Origin of the sequence: Streptomyces kebangsaanensis (assembly GCF_001906585.1) — a bacterium.
GTDB lineage: Bacteria > Actinomycetota > Actinomycetes > Streptomycetales > Streptomycetaceae > Streptomyces > Streptomyces kebangsaanensis.
Genome location: NZ_JUJA01000089.1, coordinates 1 through 1,955, shown reverse-complemented (window position 1 = coordinate 1,955; position 1,955 = coordinate 1). Strand labels below are relative to the sequence as shown.

Sequence of the window (1,955 nt, the reverse complement as noted above, 5' to 3'; positions counted from 1 at the left end):
CCCGCCACGTCGACCAGGACCACCACATCGCAGTGGTCCACCACACCGCACAGGAAGGTGCCGCCGCATGACCGCACCCCGGCACGACTCCGCCACCCCGGTCCGGGACGACGGCCTGGCGGGCAAGGTCGCCGTCATCACCGGAGGCGCCAGCGGCATCGGCAGGGCCCTGGCGGTCTCCTTCGCCCGCGCCGGCACCCTGAGCGTGATCGGCCACTACCCCAAGGACCCGCACGACGTACGCGAGGCCGTCAACGAGGTCGAGGCCGTCGGGGGGGTGCCCCTATCTGTTTCGTCAACCCTGGCGGGGCTGGTTCGTAGGGGTTCGTGCTGGTTTTCGGGAACGTCACGCGAAGCGTGACGTTCCCGGCGGATCGGGTGTCGTGTGGGCAGGCCGGTGGCCGGCTTGGCGGGGTGGCCGTGCCAGTGCGCGGGCGTGACGGGGTGGGAAGGGTAGGCGGGTGGGGTGTTCAGGCGGCGAGGTCGAGGGTGCGCGGTTCGTAGAAGGTCCCGGTGCGGATCATCGCGTGGATGACGTTCACGCGTTGCCGCGCCAGGCGGAGGATGGCCTGGGTGTGAGTCTTGCCGCGGGCGCGCTGACGGTCGTAGTAGACCCTCGAGGACAGGTCGCTCTTGCAGCCGATCGCGGCGAACGCGGCCTGGAACAGAGCCCGTTTGAGCAGGCGGTTGCCGCGATGGGGGGCGTGCTCGCCGCGAATGGAGGTCCCCGAGGACTTCGTCGCGGGGGCGAGTCCGGCGTAGGAGGCGAGGTGCCCGGCGGTGGGGAAGCCGCTGCCGTCGCCGATGGCGACGATCACGGCGGCCGTGGTCCTGACGCCCATTCCGGGCAGTGACGTCAGGAGGTGGAAAAGAGGGAGGGCCTCCAGCAGGGCCGCGATCTCCTGCTCGGTGACCTGTCGCTGGGCGTGGGCGGCGGCGAGCTGGGCGGCCAGACCCGGCACGATCAGCGCGGACGCCTCGGTGCCGGGAACGACGAGGGTCTGCTCGGCGAGCGCGTCGAAGATCTCGGTGGTGAGGTGGTGGGCCTTGCGTGAACCGTGTGCCTTGAGCAGGGCCTCGCAGCGGGTCCGGCCCAGTTTCCTCAGTCTCGCCGGGGAGCCGTGCCGTTGGAGGAGGGCCTGGACATAGGGGTAGGCCAGGCGTGGGCCGAGCACGCGCTCGAGGGAGGGGTGGATCTGGGAGAGCAGGCCGCGCAGCCGGTTGGTGGCGCGGTTGACCTCGCCGGCCAGGTCGTTGTCGTAGCCGGTGAGCATGGTCAGCTCGGCCAGTACCTCGTCGTCTCGGTCCACCGCGCGCAGGGTGTGCGGCATGGTCCGGGCGGTCTCGGCGATCACGAACGCGTCGCGGGCGTCGGTCTTGGCCTCGCCCGGGTGCAGGTCGGCGGCCCGGCGCATCGACAGCCCGGGCAGGTAGGCCACCCGGCAGCCCGCCGCGCGGGCCACCGTCAGCGGCAGCGCGCCGATGTTGGCGACCTGGTCCACGACCACCAGCACTGTCCCGAACTTCGCCACCAGCTTGCTGAACAGCTCCAGCAGCTTCGGCTCGGTGTTGGGCAGCCGCTTGTCGTGCACGGTCCTGCCGTCCCCGGTCCGGCCGTGGGCGTGGTGGAACTCCTTACCCAGGTCCAGGCCGAGGAAGAGATCTATCGCGGTCGTGTCGACCATGTGCGCGTGCCCCTCGCCTCTCGTCTTCCCAACTCCCGGCCGTCCCTGCGGCACCACACGCCGGCAACCACGTTACGCAGACATCCCCGCCCTGAAGCGGTCCGGCGTTGCACCGGACCGGGCGGTCGTCAGGCCCCTCATCAGCGGTCAAGCGGTGCCCCGAGGCCCGGCGGCAACACCCCCCAGGTCATGCGTGCGACAGGGGGCAAACAGCCATACCGGACCCGGGGGCCAGGCGCCCCGTTGCGGGGCCACGAGAAAGGTAACGGG

General features: G+C 71.3%; 2 protein-coding genes. One reads left to right on the top strand and one right to left on the bottom strand.

The window, feature by feature from the left end; genetic code table 11:
* Positions 1-67: 67 nt before the first annotated feature.
* Entirely contained in the window at positions 68-361 is a 294-nt protein-coding gene (locus RH94_RS43270; protein WP_073947869.1) for a hypothetical protein, read from the top strand.
* A gap of 109 nt (positions 362-470) precedes the next feature.
* On the opposite strand, the gene RH94_RS13575 is transcribed toward RH94_RS43270, so the two are convergent.
* Entirely contained in the window at positions 471-1,685 is a 1,215-nt protein-coding gene (locus RH94_RS13575; RefSeq protein ID WP_073947868.1) for an IS110 family RNA-guided transposase, read from the bottom strand.
* Between the last annotated feature and the right edge of the window lie 270 nt (positions 1,686-1,955).

What these genes read in the sequence shown, in the direction of transcription:
- RH94_RS13575 (WP_073947868.1), bottom strand. Translation starts at nt 1,685, where the DNA reads ATGGTCGACACGACCGCGATAGATCTCTTCCTCGGCCTGGACCTGGGT.
- RH94_RS43270 (WP_073947869.1), top strand. Translation starts at nt 68, where the DNA reads ATGACCGCACCCCGGCACGACTCCGCCACCCCGGTCCGGGACGACGGC.